We start from the raw sequence: 20,407 nt of genomic DNA, 5'->3' as shown, positions 1-20,407 counted from the left end.
CGCGCTCCCCATCGAGCGCGGGCTCATCCCTCCGCGGGAGGGGCGGGCTCGGCGGGTGCCGCCGGAGCAGCGGGTGCCTCCGGTGCCGTGGGCGCCGCCGACTGGCTGGGCTTCGGTGCCGGCGGCACGTAGGGCTTCTTCGTCAGCGTGCTGCTCGGAGCGGGGAAGCCCTCCGCCGGGTAGCGGTCGTCGATGAAGGTCTGCAACGGCTTGAAGATCCGGTGACGCGCGCTGTCCGCGGCCGAGCCGTTGAGGACGTTGCGGCGCATGGACGCGAAGCCCTCGACGTTGCCCACCCAGACGGCCGTGGTGACCTCCGTGGAGGATCCGACGAACCAGGTGTCCTTCGAGCGGTCGGTCGTGCCCGTCTTGCCCATGATCTCGGTGCCGTCGCGCGGGTTCGATGCGGCTCCGGTGCCGCCCATGACCGCCTTGAGCGTGAAGGCGGCGGTGTTGGCGACCTCGGGGCTCATGGCCTGCGCGCACTCGCTCTTGGGCGTGACGAGCTCCGACTCGTCCGGGAGGACGACCTTGTCGATCGCGATGGGCGGGCACATGTTGCCCTGGTTCGCGACCGAGGAGAACGCGGTCGCCATCTGGAGCGGGGCGACGGTGTTGCCGCCCGAGCCGACCACGTCGGACGGGAAGCTCGAGAGGTCGCGCTTGTCCGCGTTGTAGGCGCCCATTTCGGTGGCCGTCTTGCTGATGTCGCAGAGGTCGAGCTGGCTGGCCATCGCGACGAACGCCGAGTTCACGGACGCCACCGTCGCCGCGAGCACGTTCTGGTTCGACGTGGCGCCGGTGTTGGTGTCGTTCGTCACCTTGTAGTCCGGCGATCCGGCGAGGTTGTCGCCGCAGCGGGTGAACTCACTGGCGGACCAGGTGGTCTTCGACGCGTTCACCGTCTGGTAGATCGACTTCCCGCTCTTCAGCCAGTCGACGAGCGTGAAGATCTTGTACGTCGATCCGACCTGGAACCCGGCGGAGCCGCCGTGCGCCTTGTCGGCCGAGTAGTTGATCTCGGTGACGCCCGGCTGGTCCGCCGCGACGCCGTAGTCCGTGTTCTGCGCCATCGCGATGATGCGGCCGGTCTTCACCTCGCGGGAGACCACGGATCCGCCGATCTTCGTGAAGCGCGCGGTCGTGGGCACCTGCTTGCGCATCTGCTCCGCGGCGTTCCCCTGGATGTCGAGGTCGAGGGTCGTGTAGACCTGCATGCCACCGCGCTTGAGCACGGCGTCGCGCTCCGCCGGCGTCGCGCCGAACTCCGGGTTCGTGAGGATCTCGTTCTTCACGTAGTCGCAGAAGTACGCGGCCGAGATCGGGTTGGCCTGGATGCAGCCGCTCGTGGAGGGCGTGATCGTCGGCGTGATCGCCGCGGCAGAGGCGGTGTCGTACTGCTCCTGCGTGATCTTCTGCTCCTTGAGCATGTTCCGCAGCAGCAGGTCGCGGCGCTCCTTGTTGCGCTCGAGGTTGTCCGGGTTGTCGATCTTGAAGACCTCGGGCGCATTGACCGTCGCGATGAGGCTCGCGGCCTGCTCGAGCGTGAGGTCGGCGGCGGAGACGTTGAAGTAGTAGCGCGCCGCCGACTCGATGCCGTAGACCCGGCTGCCGAAGTTCGCGATGTTGAGGTATGCGAGGAGGATCTCGTTCTTGGAGTACTTCTTCTCCACCCCGATCGCCATCCGCATCTCCTTGAGCTTGCGGGGCATGTCGGGCTGGGTGGCCTCGGTGAAGGCCTTCCGGCCCTCGGCCTGCGTGGCCTCGTCGGAGGAGTCGACCATGTTCTGGGCCTTCTGGACCAGGACGTTGCGGACGTACTGCATGGTGATCGTGGAGGCGCCCGACTGGACCTCCTTGTTCAGCACGTTCTGCGCGAGGGCGCGGGCGGCCGACAGCACGTCGACGCCGCCGTGCTCGTAGTAGCGGGGGTCCTCGGTCGCGATCGCGGCGTCCTTCGCGAACGACGACACGGCGTCCCACGGGACCTCCTCGCGGTCCTGCGAGAAGAACTCGGCGAAGGGCACCTGGTTGTCGCCCTGCTTGGCGTAAAGGACCGTCTTCTGCGCGAGGTTGTCGATCTGCAGGTTGTCGGGGATGTCCTCGAACACGCCGATGGTGCTGTTGGCCGCGATGCCGGAGACGGCGATGGCCGGGGTCACCATGGCGGCGACGAGCACGCCGGCGATCGTGCTCATGCCGACGAGTCCGAGGAACGCGCCCAACCGGGTCGAGATGGTCAGGTCAGTTTTCCTCATGGTACGAATCTAACCCGCGCCCTGAGCGGCGGCGTCCGCCGCAGGTATGGTCCCAGCTCCCCGTGGCCGAAATGTGATGAGTGCACTCGCAATCAGGCCGCGCGGGCCTCCCCGATGGCCAGATCGCGCACAGTGCGGAGCGTCTGGATGCGGTGGTCGAGCGTCGTGGACGACGGCGCGACGATGAGTTCGTCTGCCCCCGTGCTCGTGAGCAGGCGCTCGAGGCCGATCCGGACCGCGTCGGGCGAGCCGATGGCCTGGCGGCGGTCGCGCGCCCCGATGATCTCGCGCTCGAGGTCGCTGAACTCGTACGCGGCGGCCTCGGCGGGATCCACGGGCTGCGGCTTCCCGCCCTGGCGCATGCGCAGCCACGTGATGCGGCCGGCGCGCGCCTCGCGCTCGACGACGTCCGGGTCCTCGTCGGCGATGACGCTCACGGCGATGGCGCTGTGCGGCGCGGCGAGGTCCTCGCTCGGCTGGAAGCGCGCGCGGTACGTCGCGAGCGCCTGCTCGGTGCGGTCGCCGGCGAAGTGGTGCGCGAAGGCGAAGCGGATCCCGAGGGCCGCGGCGACCTGCGCCGAGTAGCCGCTGGATCCGAGGAGCCACATCTGCGGGACGTCGCCGAGCCCCGGCACGGCCGTGATGCCGCGCAGCGGGTTGTCGTCGGCCATGCCGCCGCGGAAGAAGCCGATGAGGTCGAGGAGCTGCTGCGGGAAGTCGTCGGCGCCGAGGCCCGCCTCGGGGCGGCGGAGCGCGAGCGCGGTCGCGCCGTCTGTGCCCGGGGCACGGCCGATGCCGAGGTCGACGCGGTCGCCGTAGAGGGCGCGGAGGGTCCCGAACTGCTCGGCGACGACGAGCGGCGTGTGGTTCGGCAGCATGACGCCGCCGCTGCCGACGCGGATGGTGGACGTGCGCCCGGCGATGCCCGCGAGGAGGACGGCCGGGGCGGAGCTCGCGATCCCGGGCATGCCGTGGTGCTCGGCGACCCAGAACCTCGAGTACCCCGCGGTCTCGGCGGCCTGGGCGAGGCGGATGCTGCCCGCGACGGCGTCGGCGTTGGTGCCGCCGAACGGGCGGGGCGCGAGGTCGAGGACGTCCAGGGGCACGCGTTCGAGGTGGGTCACGCCGGGGAGAACGGGCGGGGTCGGCGATGCATTCCCCGGCCGGGGCGCGTTGCTAGGCTGCGGCCCTCATGGATTCCGCCGCCCCCGCTCCCGCCCCGGGCGCGACCGCGGACGGCCCCGTGCCCGGGCGGTCGACATGGGGCGCACGTCGGGATCGCGAGCGCCGCCGGATCCGCCGTCGGCAGGCCGCAGTGCTCCTCGTGGCGTACGTCGCCCTGATCGGGCTGGTGACGCTCACGCCCGACAGCGTCGACCGCGGCGTGTACCCGCACCTCATGCGCGGCGTGGTGTTCGTGCAGCACCACGGCATCCTCTGGTTCCGCTACTCGATGATCGAGGAGGTCGCCAACGTCGCGCTGTTCGCGCCGCTGGGCATGCTCGGCGTGCTGGCGTCCGGGGCTCCGCGCTGGTGGATCGTCGTGCTCGCGGGGACGGCGCTGTCGGCATCGGTGGAGCTCGCGCAGGGCGCGTTCCTGCCGGCGCGCGTGGCGTCCGTCACCGACGTGGCGGCCAACGGCGCCGGTGCTCTCGTCGGGGCGACGACCGCGGCGCTCGTCGCCGCCCGGACGCGACGACGCGGGCGGATCCGGTCGTGATCGGATCCGCCCGCGTCGGGTCGGGAGCGGTGTCGCGCGTCAGGAGGCGCGGCGACGGCGGGCGGTCGCGATGCCCGCGGCCGCGGCGCCGGCGAGGAGCAGCCCGCCGCCGGTGATCGCGAGGCCGGTGGGCAGGGTGCCGCCCGTGATGGGCAGCGTGCCGCTGGCCGCGGCCGTGCCGGCGCTGGCCGGGACGACGGAGACGAGGCCGCACCAGTGGTCGCCGGACGCAGCGGTCTCGTTGGCGCGCCACGTGCCGGTCGCCGCCGTCGGGACGACGAGCGTGCCGGTGACGGATCCGTCGGCCGCGGCCGTGACGGAGGCGGACGGGTCGCCCGCGGCGGCCGACGCACCGGCCGTGGCGGCGAGGCGGACGGCGACCGTCTCCCCCGCGGTGAAGGATCCCGCCGCGCCGGTGATCGTGACGGACCCGCCGGGCGCGACGGCGGCCGGCGTGACGGACATGCCGCCGCACGCGAGGGCGGAGTCCTTGGGGACGTAGTTCTCCGCCTGGGCGGCGAGGGGGACGGAAACGGTGATCGCGAGCGCGACGAACGCGCCCGCCAGGGTCTTGGCGAGCATCTCGGGTGTGCCTTCTCTGATGCGCCCGGGACGGACGTGCGGGGGGGCACGACGGGTATCGCCTCGGGGCGGTGGTGTCCGCGGCGCGCGATTTCGGGTCGACGCCTCAGGCAGACAGCGGGTCGGGTAAACCCACATCGGCGATGCTAGCCGCGTCTCCGGTCCGCGCGGAGGTGCACGGGCGGGATCCGCCCCGGACTGGGGCCAACCGACACCCGAATCCGGCCCCGGAGACGGCGGAAGGCCCCGAGGCGGATGCCTCGGGGCCTTCCGCCGCCCGGCTCCCGAGGGAGTCAGGCGACGCGGGTCGTGATGCGGATCAGGCCGTGGCGCGCTGGCGACGGACGGTCGCGAACACCGCCACGAGGGCGGCGCCGAGCAGCAGCAGGCCGCCGCCGGTCCAGATGAGCACGACGGGCAGCTGGCCGCCCGTGACGGGGAGGCCCGCGGCGCCGTCGGCGGTGGAGCCACCGGTCGCGGTGCCGTTGCCGGCCGCCGCGACGACCGAGATCGTCGTCGACACCGTGTTGCCGAGCGTGTCGGTGCCGGCGATGGCGTAGGAGCCGGTGGCAGTACCCGCGGGGAGCGTGACGGTGACGCGGAGGCCGCCGGCGCTGGTCGAGTTCTTGGTGATGGAGGATCTCGTCACGGCCATGGGGGCCGTGCGGAAGGAGGCGAGCGTGGCGTTGGCCGCGTCCTCGCCGCTGATGGTGATCGTGACGGGGACGACCGGAGCGAAGGAGCCGTCCGCGAAGGTCAGGGTCGTGCTCTGGCCCGGCGCGACGGTCGGGTCGCTGACGGTGACGCCGCCCTCGGGCGTGTACGGGTCCGCGTTCGCGGCGGTGGCGACGCTGAACGTCGCGGCGAGGGCGATGGCCGCCCCGGCGATGATCTTCTTGAACAAGTGATTCCCCCAGATGTGAGCTTTGCGTGGTGCACAGGGGCCACTAGCGGACTCGGGTCCGCCGTCGATCATTCCCCCACTGAGGAGACTACCGGGATGCCTCGCAGGGCAGTGAGCGGAACTCTGTCGCGATCGTGTCAATTACCGGAGTGGTCACGATCGAGAGGGGGGTGTCGGTCCTTTTGTCCCCCAGGGTGTCCACCGAAATGCGGACCTCCTGACCGGGTTTCAGGGTCACCTCGACCTGCGCGACGGCCCGACCGCCGACGATCTCCGGCTGGAACTGCGTCTCCTGGCCGTCGATCCGAACGCGCAACGGTACCGTGCCGGGCGGCCCGTAGACCGCCACGCGCGTCTTGACGTCGCCGGGCGCCACCCCGTACACGCCGCCGCCCGTGACCACGAACGGCAGGGAGGCAGCGTCGGCCGGGGCCGTGGATCCGAGGATCACCTCGGTGCGGTAGTCCGGCCTGCCGTCGTCCCGGCACATGGCCATCCCGAGCGTGGTCCGCAGCGAGAGGAAGTAGTCCATCTTCGCGCCGGTCGAGTCGTTGAGGAACACGCCGAAGACCGTCGACTCGTCGTTGTCGGTCGGCAGCGAGCCCTGGAACGTCGTGCCGTCGAGGGTCGCCTGCTCGTCGGCGCGCGAGTTCCAGATCAGGATGCGGCGCTCCTCGGCGGCGTGCCCCAGCGCCTTCACCAGGGCGGCCGGGTCGACGTCCCCGGACGAGACCTTCGCGAACACCGAGTCGGCGACGCTCGCGAAGACCGCGTCCTGGATGTCCGGGTTCGGGTAGCGCAGGTACACGTCATGCAGGAGCAGGTCGACGGCGTCGTCGGAGCGGAGCACGTCGCCCGTCGCGAGCGTGATGGGGCCGGTGGCCTCGAGCAGGTACGAGAGCGCGACCGGGTCGATGCTGATCACGCCGTCGACCGCCTCGCCGTGCTTGAGCCGCCACATCTCGGCGGCGAGCGGCGCGGCCTGGGGGAACTCGGGCGTCAGCGTCACGTCCTGCATGTAGCGGCCCGTGATGGTGCCGTAGAGGCCGGCGGTTTGGGGATCCAGCGGCAGGGCGGGCTCGGCGAGCCGCGGGAACGCGCGCGCCGAGTCCTGGCCGGCGAGCGAGAACCCGCCGCCCCCCGTGCGGACGAGCGCCAGGGCGCCGGGGATCCCGCCCGTGGATCGCACCTCGGCGTTGTTCTGGAACATGAGCAGGTAGCTGCGGTCGCCGTCGGCGCCGAGCATGGCGGGCGCGAGGTCCGTCACGTGGCGCACGACCGCCAGGGTCTCCGCGGCCTTCCCCACCGTCTCCTCCAGGCGCGCGACCGCGTCGGCGACCGGTCGGATGGTGCTGCCGGTGTCGATGGCCTTCACGTCGCCGAGCGCGGCGTCGAGCGCGTCGTCGGCCTGGCGGACGGGCTCCTGGGCGGCCACGATCGGGGCGAGGTCGAGCCGTCCGTCCTTCGGCGTGAGGCTCGAGACGTCGAGGGTGCCCGCGATCCCGACGACGGGCTGCAGCGCGTCGCCGCCGATGCGGTCGACGACGCTCGAGATCTCGCGGAAGGCGCGCAGGTTCGGACCGACGAAGGGCACGTGCTCGGTGACGGCCCAGACCGGATCGCCCGTGAGCGACACCGCGCGCGAGGAGTGCTCGCGCAGCTGGGTGACGCCGGACGAGGCTCCTGCCGTGTCGCCCGCCAGGAGGTCGCGCTGCACGGAGGACGCGAGCGGCACGGCCTGCTCGAGCTCGCCGCGGGCGAGGAGGGCGCGGGCGGCGATCCACACGATCCAGATCACGAGGATGACCGCGATCGCGGCGCCGGCGACCGTAAGGATGCGGCGCCGCGTCCAGGGGCGTCGTGCCCGGCGGCGACGCGGCGACGGCGCGACGCCCGCCGTCGAGGTCACCAGGTGGCCCCGCCGTCGGAGGAGATGCTGACCGAATCGCCGGTGAGCAGCCAGACGTCGCGACCCGCGGCCGAGAGGGCCACGGATCCGCTGGTGGGCACGGCGGTCGCGCAGCCAAGGACGCTCACGGCGCCGGAGGCCGGGACGATGCGGCCGACGCTCGTGCCGGCGCAGGACCCGGCGGTGCCCGCGGTGAGGATGCCGTCCGTGCCGAGCGCGAGCGCGAGGACGCCCGGGGCGTCGATCAGGCGGAAGTCGCCGCTGCCCGAGCGGACGTGCAGCGCGCCCGATCCGCAGAGCACCGCGGCGGCCTGTCCGCTGTCGACGACCTGGACGGCGTCGTCGCACGGCGCGTCCCGGGGGCCCTGCACGAGCTGGACCGTGCCGGGCGTCGCCGGGTCGACGTACGCGGTCGTCGCGGTGAGCGCGGGCGCGTCGCGCCAGAACTCGCCGCCCGTGAAGCTCTGGAGCGTGGTGCGCGTGCACGCGGCGGTGACGTCGGCGACGACGCTGCCGACGTCCGGGCTCTCGACCTGGAGGGCGAGGATCCGGCGCGCGTCGAAGGAGCCCGTCGAGCGGGTGTCCCAGGTGCGGCCCTCGTCGATGGTGGTCTGGATGCGGGCGGGCTCGCCCGTGCAGGAGCCGCTCGTGGTGCGCCAGGCGACCTCGGCGTTCCCGGCCGCGAGGAAGACGGTGGGCTCGGCCACCGTCGTGCTCGCGGTGGCGCTCGGCGCGGGCGTCGGCGTCGCAGCGGCGTCGGTGCTGGAGGCGGAGGGCGCGGGGGCGGCCGTTCCCTCGCCGCCGGAGCCCCCGCCGGTGCGGGTCACGGCGGCCGAGACGAGGATCAGGTCGATGACGAGGAAGGCGACCGCGGCGGTGACGCCGACACCGGGGATGAGGCGTCCGAGCGACGGACGGCGACGCCGGGCGCGTCCCGTGACGGCCATGGGCTTACGGCCGTCCGGCGCCGACCTAGCCACGCGCGGCTCCCGCGGATCGAGGTGCGCGGTGGTCGAACGGGCGTCCTCGCAGGCGGCGCGGTGGCGCCTCGGCGTGAGCCGACATGGTGTCTCCCGGTGTGGCGGGCATCGTGCGGCGCGCGGGCGGCGCTCCCTCGCGGGCGGCCGGATCCGGTCCGCGCCCCGCCGACGAGCCGGGACCCGCTCCTCCGGTGGAGCACGGGCCCCCGGTCCGCGCAACGGGAGATGCGGGGTCGAGCGGTGGTGTCACCCGGATCGTACAGGCCGACGCCTGGCCCGCCGGGACGACACGGATCGGCGGCGCATCAGGCGACCGCACGGGCGGCCGGTCAGGAGGCGGCGGGACTCGTGGTGTCGGCGCTCTCGGGACGCACGTACGAGTAGCCGTACTGGCCGTACCCGTACGCGTCGGGCCCCTTGGTCGGGAGCATGGTCAGCACGACGCCCAGCACCTCGGCGCCGACGCTGTTCAGCGACTCGATGGCCGCGTGGACCTGGCCCCGGTGCGCCCGACCGGACGAGACGATCAGGATCGCCCCGCCCGCGCTCTTCGACAGCACGGCGCTGTCGGTGACGGGGAGGAGGGGCGGCGCGTCGATGAGCACGGTGTCGAAGTCCGCCTCGAGCTCCTTGAGGAGCGCGACCATCGTGCGGGAGCCGAGCAGCTCGCTCGGGTTCGGCGGGATCTGCCCGGCCGGCAGCACGAACATGTTGCGGTTGCCCCACGGCTGAAGCACGTCCTTCAGCTCCGCGCGGCCGATGAGCACGTCGGTGAGACCCACCGCGCCCTCGAGCCCGAGGTACGACGCGAGCTTGGGACGGCGCAGGTCGGCGTCGATGACCGCGACCCGCGCGCCCGCGTCGCTCAGCGCGATGGCGAGGTTGGCGCTGGTGGTGGACTTGCCCTCGGACTCCACCGCGCTCGTGATGACGAAGCTGCGCGCGCGGCCGCCGAAGTCGAGGAACTGCAGGTTGGTGCGGAGGCTGCGGAAGGACTCGGCGCGCGGGCTGCGCGGATCCGACTGCACGATGAGGGGGCGCTCCTTGGCCTTCGGGTCGAACGCGATGCCGCCGAGGATGGGCACGTGCGTGACGAGGCGCAGGTCGCGCTCGCCGCGGATCCGCGTGTCGAGCGTGGCGCGCAGCACGGCGGCCGCGACGCCGAGCGCGAGGCCGATGAGTCCGCCCAGCGCCAGGTTCAGCGGGACCTGCGGGGAGACGGGCGACGCCGGGATCCGCGCCTCCTGCAGGGTGGTGATCTTCACCTGGGGCTGGCCGTTGACGTCGAGCGGCGTGAGCTCGGCGACGAAGTCGGTGAAGCTCCGGGCCACCGCGTTCGCGATGGTGGCGGCCGACTCGGCCTGCTCGTCCTCGACGGAGATCTGGATGATGACGGTGTCGGCCGCCGCGGTCGCGGTGATCTTCGGCGCCAGCGACTCCGCGGTCGCGTCGAGGCCCAGCTGGGCGATGACCGGCTCGAGCACCGCGGGCGTCGCCACCACGTCGGCGTAGCTCTTGACCGCCTGCTGCGTGAACGTGTTGCCCTGGCTCAGGTCCTGCACGGTGCCGGCCGACTGCGTCGAGACGAACACCTTGGACGATGCCCGGTACTCGGGCGTCTGCACGAGCGAGTAGCCGGCCGCGGCACCCACTCCGAGCAGCAGGACCAGCAGGATGAGCACCCACGATCGTCGCAGGATCCGGATGTATTCACGCAGTTCCACAGGCGATCCCCCTCGTCGATGGAGCGCCCCCCCAGCGGCGCCCGAGCCCCATGCTCCCACAGGCGCGGACCCGCTCCCGTTCCCTGGGGCGGGGAATGACGCCCTGCGGATGGCGCCCCAGCATCTGGGGCGGCCGCCCGGCACGACGGTCGGTCTAGCCTGGACGCGGGGATCGGCCACTCACCTTCCCCGGACGTGCATCGCCCGCCCATCCGAAGACGAGGTCAGCACCCCCATGCTCGACGCCTGCGCCGCCCTCGCACCGCTCGCCACCCTGGTAATCACGGGAGCGCTCACCGCCTGCGGCCTCCGCTACCTGCGCGACTGACGGGGCGCGCCCGCTGCCCGACCGGCGGTGCCGAGCCGCCGGCTCAGGTCAGGCGAAGTCCGCGTCGGGACCCGCCGGGTAGCCGAAGGCCGACGCGCTCGCCTCGACGGGCCGGCCGCTCGTGAGCACTCCCCCGCTCTCCGCGAGGTAGCAGGCGCCGCAGAGCGACATGTAGGTGACGTCCTCGCCGTCGATCGCGACCTGGTCACCGGCGAAGATGAACCGCTCGCCGACCTGGCGTGCGTTGAAGACCGCCTTCCGGCCGCAGCGGCAGATGGTCTTCATCTCCTCCAGGCTGTGCGCGATCTCCAGCAGCCGCCGGCTCCCGGGGAACGCGACCGTCTGGAAGTCGGTGCGGATCCCGTAGGCGATGACGGGCACGTCCTGCAGGATCGCGATGCGCAGCAGGTCGTCGACCTGCGACTCGCGGAGGAACTGCGCCTCGTCCACGAGGAGGCACGCCGTGGGGCCGCCCTTGTCCTGCAGCACGCGCTCGCGGTGGATCCCGAACTCCTGCCAGACGTCCGCGTCCGGCTCGAGCAGGAAGTCGACCGGGCGCCGGACGCCGAGGCGGGACACGATGTCGCGGTCGCCCTTGGTGTCGATCACGGGCTTCGTGAGCAGCACGTGCTGCCCGCGCTCCTCGTAGTTGTAGGCGGCCTGGAGCATCGAGGTGCTCTTGCCGCTGTTCATCGCACCGAAACGGTAGTAGAGCTTGGCCATCTACCGAAGGTAGCCGTCCTCGGTGGCGCGATCGATCAGGTCGGCCCGTCGACCGGCGATCCTCCCGACGAGGCGGTACTTCGCGCGGACGCGACGGAGATAGGTCTTCGCGGTCTCGTACTGCACGTTCATCGCCGTGGCGACGGCCAGGGTCGACCGGCCCGTCACGTAGAGGCGGAGCGCCTGCTCCTCGCCCTGGCTGAGGCGGGGATCCGCAAAGGCGCGTGCCGCATGCCCGTCCTCCGCGCGGTTCGTCTCGTCGGCGCGCTGCTGCGCCGATCGCGCGCCGGCCGCGACCGCGCGGACCGCGGCCACGATGTCCGCGGCGGGCACCGGGCCTGTCAGGAGCGCGGCGGCCCCCGCGTCGACCACGCGCCGGCGGACCTCCTCCGTGCCCGACCGCGACAGGACCACGACCGCCGCGCCCGCCGCACGGCAGGATCGGATGCGCCCCTCGAGGCTGACGGCGTCGGCGAGGTCGTAGTCGACCACCACGACGTCCGTCGGGAACCGGGGCGAGCGCACCAGCTGGAGCCAACCGGTCGTGCCCACCACGACGGCGATCTCGGGAGCCTGGCGGCGCAGGATCGCGCAGACCTCGTCCAGGGCGGACTCGTGTCCCATGAGCACGCCGACGCGCACGGGCGGTGTCGTCGACCGCTGGGAGGCGTCTCGCGTGCCCGCCCCGGGGTCGCGCAGGGTGGTCATGTCAGCACCTTAGCCAGGGGGCGCGCCGCGACGGCGCACGGGGGCGTTCGGTGGACACCCGCGCGCCCGTGTCAGAACAGCGTGGCCTGGGTCGCGGATGCGGCCGGCAGCGCCGCGGCGACGAGCGGTCCCGGTTCTCGGACGGGGGCCCGGGTCCAGCTGCCGCGACCGCGTGCGGTGGTCGCGCGGCTGTCCGCGCCCTCCTGGCTCCAGCCGGGACGCGGGCGGTGGCCGTCCGGCGCGCGGGCCCCCTCGACGCCCGGCAGGTCCGCCCGCGACAGCACGCCGCCGGTGCGGGGATCCACCCGCCCGCCGCCGAGCCCGTGCCGCCGGACGAGCGGATCCATGCGCGCCTTCAACCACGACCGGTACGCCTGCGGCGCGTAGGCACCGCGCGCGTAGAGGTCGAGGTAGCGGCCCACGAGCTCCGGGCGCTCGCGCTCGAGCCACTGGAGGTACCACTCCTTCACGCCGGGCTTCAGGTACAGCGCGGAGTAGAGGACGCGCGTGCCACCGGCCTCGCGGATGCGGGTGAGCGCGTGGTCGAGGTGCTCCACGGAGTCCGTGAGCATGGGCAGGATCGGCATCATGAAGACGGTGCAGTCGAGGCCCGCCTCGCGGATGGCCGTGACGGTCGCGAGCCGCGCGGCGGTCGTGGGGGTGCCGGGCTCCACCGACTGCTGCAGGTCGTCGTCGAGCACGGCGATGCTCATCGCCAGGTCCACCGGCACGCTGGAGGACGCCTCGGCGAGCAGCGGGAGGTCGCGGCGCAGGAGCGTGCCCTTGGTGAGGATGGACAGCGGGGTGCCCGACGAGGCGAGCGCCGCGATGATCCCGGGCATGAGCGCGTAGCGGCCCTCGGCCCGCTGGTACGGATCCGTGTTCGTGCCGAGCGCCACGGCGTCGTGCGTCCACGTGGGCTTCGCGAGCTCGCGGGCCAGCACCTCGGCGACGTTGACCTTCACGACGATCTGGTCGTCGAAGTCGCGGCCGCCGTCGAGGTCGAGGTACTCGTGCGTCGGGCGCGCGAAGCAGTAGACGCAGGCGTGCGTGCATCCGCGTTAGGGGTTGATGGTCCAGCCGTACGGCATGACCTTCGACTCCCCCGGCACGCGGTTGAGCGCGGACTTGGCGAGCACCTCATGGAAGGTGACGCCCTGGAACTCCGGGGTGCGGACGCTCTGCACGAGGTTGCTCAGTCGGGCCAGCCCGGGGAGCGCATCGGCGCTCGCGTCGGACAGCCTCTGCGCGCTCCATCTCATGCGCCCATTCGAACACACATTCGAACGGAAGGCGAACGGGCGGCCGCTGATGTGGCGGCCGCCCGGCTCGTCAGTGCTGGAGCTCGAGGACCTCGGCGGTCTCCCGGATGATCTTCGGCGTCTTCTTCGGGTCGGACGCGACGAGGGTGCCGTAGTTCGGGATCATGCGGGTGAGGGGCTTCTTCCAGCCGGCGATGCAGTCGGGGAAGCAGCGCTCGAGGACGTCGAGCATGATCGGGACGGCCGTGGACGCGCCGGGCGATGCGCCGAGGAGGCCCGCGATGCTGCCGTCGGCCGCCGCGACGACCTCGGTGCCGAACTGCAGCACGCCGCCCTTCTCCGCGTCCTTCTTCATGACCTGGACGCGCTGGCCGGCCGTGACCTGGTACCAGTCCTTCGGGTCGGCCGTGGGCATGAACTCGCGGAGCGCGTCGAACTTCGTCTCCTTGGAGGCGAGGAGCTGGCTGACGAGGTACTTGATGAGGCTCATGTTGTCCTTCGCGACCGCGAGCATCGGGATGATGTTGTGCGGGCGGATCGACGCGAACAGGTCGAGCAGCGAGCCCTTCTTGAGGAACCGCGGGCTGAAGCCCGCGTAGGGCCCGAAGAGCAGCGAGGTCTCGCCGCCCACCACGCGGGTGTCGAGGTGCGGGACCGACATGGGCGGGGATCCGATGGCGGCCTTGCCGTAGACCTTCGCCCGGTGCTTCGCGACGATCTCGGGGTCGTCCGTGCGGAACCACTCGCCGCTGATGGGGAACCCGCCGAAGCCCTTGATCTCGGGGATGCCCGACTTCTGCAGGAGGGGCAGCGCGCCGCCGCCCGCGCCGATGAAGACGAACTTCGCATCCACCTCCACGGTCGAGCGGCCGACGTCGTTGCGGACGCGGAGGTGCCAGGTGCCGTCGGCGTTCTTCGACAGGCCGCGGACCTCGTGGTTGAGGTGCAGCGCCGCGCCGTGCTCCATGAGGTAGTCGACGAGCTTGTTAGTGAGCGCGCCGAAGTCGACGTCGGTGCCTCCCTCGAAGCGCGTGGCCGCGATGACCTCGTCCTTGTCGCGCTGGAGCACGAGGAGCGGGGCCCAGGAATGGATGACCGCGGGGTCCTCCGTGTACTCCATCGCGTCGAAGAGGGGATGCGCGCGCAGGGCGTCGAACCGACGGCGGAGGTACTCGGCGTTCTCCTTGCCGCGCACGAACGTCATGTGCGGCGTGGGGTTGATGAACTCCTTCGGCTCCGGCACGGCGCCCGCGGTGACGAGGTGGGCCCAGAACTGGCGGGAGAGCTGGAACTGCTCGTTGATGCGGGTGGCGGACCCGATCTCGATCTTCCCGTCCTTCTCCGGCGTGTAGTTCAGCTCGCAGAGGGCCGCATGGCCCGTGCCCGCGTTGTTCCACGGGTTGCTGGACTCCATGGCGACCTCGCCGAGCCGCTCGAAGATCTGGATGGTCCAGTCGGGTTCGAGCTGCTTGATGAGGGTGCCGAGCGTGGCGCTCATGATGCCCCCGCCGACGAGGACGACGTCTACCGATTCCGCTGTATCGCTCACCGGGCAAGTGTACGCCCGCTCCTCAGGGCCCCCTCGGGAGCGCGAGGAGTGGTACGGGCACCCTTCCGCTCCCCCGCCGGGGAGGGATCAGCGACGGGCCGCGACGACCTCGGCGATCTGCACGGCGTTCAGCGCGGCGCCCTTGCGGAGGTTGTCGTTGCTGATGAAGAAGGCGAGGCCGCGGCCCTCGGGCGCGCCCTCGTCGGCGCGGATCCGGCCGACGTAGCTGGGGTCGGTGCCGGCCGCCTGGAGCGGGGTGGGGATGTCGGACAGCTCGACGCCGGGCGCGGTCGAGAGCAGCTCGAGGGCGCGGGCGACGCTCAGCGGCGACGCGAACTCGGCGTTGACGGAGAGCGAGTGCCCGGTGAAGACGGGGACGCGGACGCACGTGCCGCTGACGAGGAGGTCGGGCAGCCCGAGGATCTTGCGGCTCTCGTTGCGGAGCTTCTTCTCCTCGTCGGTCTCGAACAGGCCGTCGTCGACGATGCTGCCGGCCAGCGGGATCACGTCGAAGGCGATGGGGCGCTGGTACACGGCGGGCTCGGCGAGCTCGACGGCGCGGCCGTCGTGGACGAGGCGGCGGAGGGCCTCGGGGCCCGCGGCGACGGCGGCCTCGGTCTGGCCCGCGAGCTCCTCGGCGCCGACGAGCCCGGATCCGGAGACGGCCTGGTACGTGCTGACGACGAGGCGGGTGAGCCCGGCCTCCTCGTGCAGCACCTTGAGCACGGGCATCGCGGCCATGGTGGTGCAGTTCGGGTTCGCGATGATGCCGCGGCGTGCGTCGGCGATGGCCTCGGGGTTGACCTCGGAGACGACGAGCGGGACATCGGGGTCCATGCGCCAGGCGCTCGAGTTGTCGATGACGAGCACGCCCGCCTCGGCGAAGCGGGGCGCCTGGGCGCGGGAGGTGGTGGCACCCGCGGAGAAGAGCGCGATGTCGAGGCCCGTGGGGTCGGCGGTCGCGGCATCCTCGACGACGACGTCGCGGCCCGCGAAGGGGAGAGTCGTGCCGGCGGAGCGGGCCGAGGCGAAGAAGCGGATCTCCGCGATCGGGAACGCGCGCTCCTCGAGGAGGCGGCGCATGACCGCCCCGACCTGGCCGGTGGCGCCGACGACGCCGACGCGGAGGCCGGGGGTCTCCGGGGTGGTGGCGGCGGATCCGGCGGGTGCGGTCTCGGTCACGGGTGTCTCCTCCTGCGGTGCGCGGGCGTGCGGGTCGGGCGTTCGGATCGGGCCGGGCGGGTCAGCGGCCGGTGCCGGCGTGGACGACGGCGACGTCGTCCGCGTCGAGACCGAACGCGTGGTGGACCACGCGGACGGCCTCGTCGATGGTGTCGGCGCGCGTGACGACCGAGATGCGGATCTCGCTGGTCGAGATCATCTCGATGTTGATGCCGGCGTCGGACAGCGCGGTGAACAGCTGCGCCGAGACGCCCGCGTTGGTGCGCATGCCGGCGCCGACGAGCGCGAGCTTGCCGATCTGGTCGTCGTGCTGCAGCCCGGTGAAGCCGACCTCGTCCTTCTCGGCGGCGAGGACCGTGAGGACGCGCTGCGCGTCCGACTTCGGGAGGGTGAACGAGATGTCGGTGAGGCTCGTGGCGGCGGCCGACACGTTCTGCACGATCATGTCGATGTTGGCGCCGGTCTTGGCGACGATGGTGAAGATCTGCGCGGCCTTGCCCGGCACGTCGGGGACCCCGACCACCGTGACCTTGGCCTCGCTGAGGTCGGCGGCGACGCCGACGATGACGGGCTCTTCCACATTCTCTCCATCCGTGGGGTTGTAGACGATGGTGCCCTCGTTGTGCGTGAACGAGGAGCGGACGTGCAGCAGGACGCCGTGCCGGCGGGCGTACTCGACGGCGCGGATGTAGAGGACCTTGGCGCCGGACGCCGCGAGCTCGAGCATCTCCTCGCTCGTGATCCGGTCGATCTTGCGGGCCAGCGGGACGACGCGCGGGTCGGCCGTGAAGATGCCGTCGACGTCGGTGTAGATCTCGCAGACGTCGGCGCCGAGGGCCGCGGCGAGCGCGACCGCCGTGGTGTCGGATCCGCCGCGGCCGAGGGTGGTGATGTCGCCCGTGCCGCGGTTGAAGCCCTGGAAGCCGGCGACGATGGCGATCGCGCCCTCCCCGAGCGCATCGCGGACGCGGCCGGGGGTGACGTCGACGATGCGCGCGGCGCCGTGCTGCGCGTCGGTGATCATGCCGGCCTGGCTGCCCGTGAAGGAGCGGGCGTCGTAGCCCATGCTCTTGATGGCCATGGCGAGCAGCGCCATGGAGATGCGCTCGCCCGCGGTGAGGAGCATGTCGAGCTCGCGCGGCGCGGGGATGGGCGTGACCTCGTGGGCCAGGTCGAGCAGCTCGTCCGTCGAGTCGCCCATGGCCGAGACGGCGACGACCACGTCGTTGCCGGCCTTCCGCGTGGCGACGATGCGCTTCGCGACGCGCTTGATGCTCTCGGCATCGGCCACGGACGATCCGCCGAACTTCTGCACGATGAGGCTCACGGGCGACTCCTGGGGTTCGGGTGGGCGCGGGAGGCCCGGATGACGATTCTAGAGCGGGGCTCCCGGTGGGCCCGCCGTGTGACGGGCCGCGCCCGGCGGCCTGCCGCCGTGCTCACTCCCCCACGAGGCGCCGGCCCTCGAAGGCGCGGCCGAGGGTGACCTCGTCGGCGTACTCGAGGTCGCCGCCGACGGGGAGGCCGGAGGCGAGGCGCGTGACGCGGATGTCGAAGGTGGAGAGCAGCCGCGAGAGGTAGGTGGCGGTCGCCTCGCCCTCCAGGTTCGGATCGGTGGCGATGATGACCTCGGTGACCGTGGCGTCGGCGAGGCGCTGCATGAGCTGGCGGATGCGGAGGTCGTCCGGTCCGATGCCGTCGATGGGGCTGATGGCCCCGCCGAGCACATGGTAGAGCCCGCGGAACTCGCGCGTGCGCTCGATGGCGACGACGTCCTTGGCCTCCTCGACCACGCAGATGGTGGCGGGGCTGCGGCGGGGATCCCGGCAGATGCCGCAGGTCTCCTCCTCGCTGACGTTGCCGCAGATGGCGCAGAAGCGCACCTTGTCGCGGACGACGGTGAGCACCTCGGCCAGGCGCGAGACGTCGAACGTCTCGGTCTGGAGGATGTGGAACGCGATGCGCTGGGCGGACTTCGGGCCGATGCCCGGCAGGCGGCCGAGCTCGTCGATGAGCTCCTGGACGATTCCCTCGTACATGCGGCGCTAGTCCTGACCTGTGGGGCGGATGGTGGGGCGGGCCTTCCGCTCGATGGGCTTCTCCTCGATGAAGCTCGCCTGCAGGATCTCGCGGACGACGGACTCGCCGTAGCGCTGCGGCGCGGCGGCCGGAGGCGCGGCCTTGGCGGGGGCTGCGGGAGCGGTGTCCGGCCGTGAGGCGGGACCGGATGCGGCTGGCGGCTGCTGCGCGGGGGCGGATCGGGCGACGGGCGGGGCCGAGTCGGGAGACGCGCCGCCGGTGGCCCAGCCGGGCTCCGCGGGGCCGAACTCGTCGGGCTCGGGCTCCTCGAAGTCGGGGACGTGCGCGTCCGGCACCACCGAGGATCCGCGGGCGGGCGCGCTCGGGGTCGAGGCGCGCGGGGCGGCCGCGGATGCCGTCGGCGCGGTCGCGGGGCCGGCGTTCGCGGAGCGCTCGGGACGGGAGGCGGGGGCCCGGACGGCAGGCGCCTCGGACGCGCCGGGGTCGGACGTGGGGATGGCGACGGTGGCCCAGCCGCCACCGGCCGGCGTGGTCTTCGCAGGCGACGCCGACCCCGCGGCCGGTGCCGTCCCCGCGGCCGGTGCCGTCTTCGCGGTCGAGGCCGATGACGCGGGCGGAGTCGCCGGGGCGGACGTGGTGGCGGCGTTCCCGCCCTTCGGGCGCGTGGGAGCCGACGACGGTGCGGACGCCGCCGGGCGGGAGGCGTCGGGCGCGGGCGACGCGGATCCGCCGCCGGTCGGAGCCGAGGTGCCCGTGGGGGCGGCGCTGCCGCCGTGCGGCTCGACGCGCGCAATGAACTTCACGCGGATGCCGAGCACGTCGAGGATGGCGGTGCGCAGGATGTCGCTCACGCCCTGCCCGGGTGCGCCGCGCTCCTTGAACCGCTCCGCGTCGTTGGCGCTGACGAAGGACAGCGTGAGCACGTCGTCCGTGAGCGCGCGCGGCGTCGCGGTGACGGCGACGAGCCAGGCGCTGCGCTTGGCCTTCTCGACCGCCTCGACGACCGACGGCCAGGAGTCGCGCAGCTGCTCGAAGGTGACCGGCCCGACGGGCGCGGTCGGCGCGGGCGCGGAGGGCGCCTCCGCCGCGGGGGCGCCCGTCCCGGACGACGACGGGGAGGACTCGTCGGGAGCGGATGCGGCCGGGGTCTGGGTGGTGGCACCGGTCTCCGTCGACTTCGCCGCGGGGGCCGGATCGGGAGTCGGGGCCGGATCGGGAGCGGCGACGGGAGCCGACGTGGCGGCGGGAGCGGGAGCCGATGCGGGCGCGGGAGCTGCTGCCGGCGCAGCTGCGGCGACGGGCGTGGCGGGCGCCGGATCCGCCCCCGCGTCGGCCACGCCGACCCGGCGCTCGAGGCGCTCGACCCGGGCGAGGGCGCCGCGGTGCGTGTCGTCGCTCGCGGGCACGAGCACGCGCGCCACCAGCAGCTCGAGGTGGAGGCGCGGCGAGGTGGCGCCGGTCATCTCGGTGAGGGCGGCGTTGACCACGTCGGCTGCACGGGACAGCTCGACGGCGCCGAAGGCCACGGCCTGGGCGCGCATGCGCTCGAGCTCGTCCTCCGGGGTGCCGCGCAGCACGGCGGCGGCGCCCTCGACGGAGGTGGCGCCCACGATGATGAGGTCGCGCAGGCGCTCGAGCAGGTCCTCCACGAAGCGCCGCGGATCCTGGCCGGTCTGGATGACCCGGTCGACCCCCGCGAAGGCGGCGGCCGCGTCGTGGCGGGCGATCGCGTCGATGACCTCGTCGAGCAGCGCCGCGTGCGTGTAGCCGAGGAGCGCGACGGCGCGCTCGTACTCCACGCTCTCGTCCTCCGACCCGGCGATGAGCTGGTCGAGCAGGGAGAGCGTGTCGCGCACGGATCCCCCGCCGGCGCGGACGACGAGCGGCAGGACGCCGGGCGCGACCTGCACGCTCTCCTCGCGCGACAGGTGCTCCACGTAGTCGAGCATCTGCGCGGGCGGCACGAGCCGGAACGGGTAGTGGTGCGTACGGGAGCGGATGGTGCCGATGACCTTGTCGGGCTCCGTGGTGGCGAAGATGAACTTCACGTGCTCCGGCGGCTCCTCCACGATCTTCAGCAGGGCGTTGAAGCCCTGCGGCGTGACCATGTGGGCCTCGTCGAGGATGAAGATCTTGTAGCGGTCGCGCGCCGGCGCGAAGACCGCGCGCTCCCGGATGTCGCGGGCGTCGTCTACGCCGTTGTGGCTCGCGGCGTCGATCTCGACCACGTCGAGGGATCCGCTGCCGTCGCGGCTGAGCTCGACGCAGCTGGGGCAGACGCCGCACGGGGTGTCGGTGGGGCCCTCGGCGCAGTTGAGGCAGCGGGCGAGGATGCGGGCCGACGTGGTCTTGCCGCAGCCGCGCGGGCCGCTGAAGAGGTACGCGTGGTTGACGCGGTTGGTGCGGAGGGCGGTGCGCAGCGGATCCGTCACCTGCGTCTGGCCGATGAGCTCGGCGAAGTTCTCTGGCCGATAACGGCGATACAGGGCGGTGACCACGGTCCTGAGGATACCGGGCACCCCCGACCGTCCGGCCGCC

General features: G+C 72.8%; 15 protein-coding genes and 1 pseudogene. 1 reads left to right on the top strand and 15 read right to left on the bottom strand.

From position 1 onward, the window contains the following. Window positions 1-23 precede the first annotated feature (23 nt). Both CMS_RS00880 and CMS_RS00875 read right to left on the bottom strand, forming a co-directional pair. Window positions 24-2,258: a transglycosylase domain-containing protein gene (locus CMS_RS00880; RefSeq protein ID WP_041464264.1), complete on the bottom strand. Its 2,235-nt coding sequence runs from the start codon at window positions 2,256-2,258 to the stop codon at window positions 24-26. A gap of 92 nt (window positions 2,259-2,350) precedes the next feature. Continuing rightward, entirely contained in the window at window positions 2,351-3,364 is a 1,014-nt protein-coding gene (locus tag CMS_RS00875; protein WP_223842680.1) for an LLM class flavin-dependent oxidoreductase, read from the bottom strand. Between the two features lie 86 nt (window positions 3,365-3,450). Between CMS_RS00875 and CMS_RS00870 the strand changes: the two genes are divergently transcribed. Next, window positions 3,451-3,978, top strand: a complete 528-nt coding sequence (locus tag CMS_RS00870) for a VanZ family protein (protein ID WP_041464263.1) — start codon at window positions 3,451-3,453, stop codon at window positions 3,976-3,978. A 39-nt stretch (window positions 3,979-4,017) separates the two neighbouring features. On the opposite strand, the gene CMS_RS00865 is transcribed toward CMS_RS00870, so the two are convergent. The 13 genes and pseudogenes from CMS_RS00865 to CMS_RS00805 form a co-directional block, all read right to left on the bottom strand. Further along, entirely contained in the window at window positions 4,018-4,560 is a 543-nt protein-coding gene (locus CMS_RS00865) for a hypothetical protein (protein ID WP_012297649.1), read from the bottom strand. A gap of 319 nt (window positions 4,561-4,879) precedes the next feature. Continuing rightward, window positions 4,880-5,464, bottom strand: coding sequence for a hypothetical protein (locus CMS_RS00860; protein WP_041464262.1), 585 nt, complete (start codon window positions 5,462-5,464; stop codon window positions 4,880-4,882). A gap of 88 nt (window positions 5,465-5,552) precedes the next feature. After that, entirely contained in the window at window positions 5,553-7,373 is a 1,821-nt protein-coding gene (locus CMS_RS00855; protein ID WP_012297647.1) for a DUF4012 domain-containing protein, read from the bottom strand. Then, the gene (locus CMS_RS00850) at window positions 7,370-8,320 is read right to left on the bottom strand and encodes a hypothetical protein (RefSeq protein ID WP_012297646.1); all 951 of its coding nucleotides are present in this window, start codon (window positions 8,318-8,320) and stop codon (window positions 7,370-7,372) included. Before CMS_RS00850 ends, CMS_RS00855 begins: the two co-directional genes overlap by 4 nt. A gap of 362 nt (window positions 8,321-8,682) precedes the next feature. Further along, window positions 8,683-10,077: a polysaccharide biosynthesis tyrosine autokinase gene (locus CMS_RS00845; RefSeq protein WP_012297645.1), complete on the bottom strand. Its 1,395-nt coding sequence runs from the start codon at window positions 10,075-10,077 to the stop codon at window positions 8,683-8,685. Window positions 10,078-10,453: 376 nt separating this feature from the next. After that, window positions 10,454-11,128, bottom strand: coding sequence for a thymidine kinase (locus tag CMS_RS00840; RefSeq protein WP_012297644.1), 675 nt, complete (start codon window positions 11,126-11,128; stop codon window positions 10,454-10,456). Further along, window positions 11,129-11,836 (bottom strand): helix-turn-helix transcriptional regulator, encoded by a 708-nt coding sequence (locus CMS_RS00835; RefSeq protein WP_049791877.1) that lies wholly within the window; start codon window positions 11,834-11,836, stop codon window positions 11,129-11,131. It abuts the gene before it with no gap. Window positions 11,837-11,907: 71 nt separating this feature from the next. After that, window positions 11,908-13,098: pseudogene (locus tag CMS_RS00830) on the bottom strand (Rv2578c family radical SAM protein). Between the two features lie 70 nt (window positions 13,099-13,168). Continuing rightward, entirely contained in the window at window positions 13,169-14,647 is a 1,479-nt protein-coding gene (locus tag CMS_RS00825) for a malate:quinone oxidoreductase (protein WP_012297642.1), read from the bottom strand. Window positions 14,648-14,734: 87 nt separating this feature from the next. Further along, window positions 14,735-15,829 carry an aspartate-semialdehyde dehydrogenase gene (locus tag CMS_RS00820; protein WP_012297641.1) on the bottom strand — a complete coding sequence of 365 codons (1,095 nt, stop codon included), beginning with the start codon at window positions 15,827-15,829 and terminating at the stop codon, window positions 14,735-14,737. 61 nt (window positions 15,830-15,890) lie between these two features. Further along, on the bottom strand, window positions 15,891-17,156 hold the full coding sequence (locus tag CMS_RS00815) for an aspartate kinase (RefSeq protein WP_012037587.1): 1,266 nt from the start codon (window positions 17,154-17,156) through the stop codon (window positions 15,891-15,893). 112 nt (window positions 17,157-17,268) lie between these two features. Continuing rightward, window positions 17,269-17,868, bottom strand: coding sequence for a recombination mediator RecR (gene recR / locus CMS_RS00810; protein ID WP_012297640.1), 600 nt, complete (start codon window positions 17,866-17,868; stop codon window positions 17,269-17,271). 6 nt (window positions 17,869-17,874) lie between these two features. Continuing rightward, window positions 17,875-20,367 carry a DNA polymerase III subunit gamma and tau gene (locus tag CMS_RS00805; protein WP_041464261.1) on the bottom strand — a complete coding sequence of 831 codons (2,493 nt, stop codon included), beginning with the start codon at window positions 20,365-20,367 and terminating at the stop codon, window positions 17,875-17,877. Window positions 20,368-20,407 lie beyond the last annotated feature (40 nt).

Source organism: Clavibacter sepedonicus, assembly GCF_000069225.1.
In the GTDB taxonomy this organism is placed as follows: Bacteria; Actinomycetota; Actinomycetes; order Actinomycetales; family Microbacteriaceae; genus Clavibacter; species Clavibacter sepedonicus.
Note: the sequence above shows the minus strand (reverse complement) of the source record. Positions and strands in the feature narration are given on the sequence as shown.